1 protein-coding gene is annotated in these 823 nt (G+C 67.9%); it reads right to left on the reverse strand.

Features of this window, described 5'->3' with window-relative positions; translation table 11 throughout:
* Positions 1 to 801 (reverse strand): IS5 family transposase gene (locus tag JS521_RS35930; protein WP_372448652.1). Its coding sequence is split into 2 segments (ribosomal slippage), with 802 coding nucleotides annotated over them: positions 1 to 453 and positions 453 to 801; the frame shifts between segments, so codons are not numbered across the junction. This gene is flagged as partial in the annotation.
* Positions 802 to 823 lie beyond the last annotated feature (22 nt).

Here is an 823-nt window from a genome sequence, read left to right on the forward strand (position 1 = left end):
CGAGTCTGCGGTAGCAGATGAGTGTGCAGGCGATGCTGGTGAAGGCGAGGAAGTGGTCGGCCTTGCGTTCGTAGCGGCGGTGGAGTCGTCGGCAGCCGGCGAGCCAGGACATGGTGCGCTCCACGGTCCAACGATGGCGGCCCAGCCGTTGCGAGGACTCGACTCCCTTGCGAGCGATGCGGTGGGTGATGCCGCGACCGCGTAACCATCGCCGCAGGTGGGCGTAGTCGTAGCCCTTGTCGGCGTGGAGTTTGGCGGGCTTACGCCGTCGCCGGCCGCGTCGCGAGCGGATGGGCGGGATGCCCTTCACGAGGGGGATCAGAGCCTGGCTGTCGTGCAGGTTGGCGCCGGAGATGCCCACGGATATGGGCAGACCCGACCTTTCAGTGATCAGGTGGATCTTCGAGCCGTACTTGCCCCGGTCGACAGGATTCGGACCTGTCAGGTCCCCCTTTTCAGGGCTCGCATGTCCACCGAGTCGATCGCGCACCGCGACCAGTCCAGCTCGCCGCGGGCACCGAGTTCGTCGAGGACCAGGCGGTGGAGCTTGGCCCACACTCTGGCCTTCGACCACTCCGAGAACCGCCGGTGGGCGGTCGCGCCGGACGGGCCGAACGACGCCGAAGGCAGCTGCTGCCAGGTGCAACCCGATGTCGCCACGAAGACGATCGCCGCCAGCACTTCCCGGTCGCCGTGTCGGCGCCGGCCACCGCCCTGCGGCCGCGACGGCGCCTCCGGCACCACCCGCTGGAACAACTCCCACAACTCGTCCGGCACCAACCGCTCAACGATCCCCACCATGACTCACAGAATATCGAGTCGC

The sequence above is a fragment of the Streptomyces durocortorensis genome (genome assembly GCF_016901035.1).
GTDB lineage: Bacteria > Actinomycetota > Actinomycetes > Streptomycetales > Streptomycetaceae > Streptomyces > Streptomyces durocortorensis.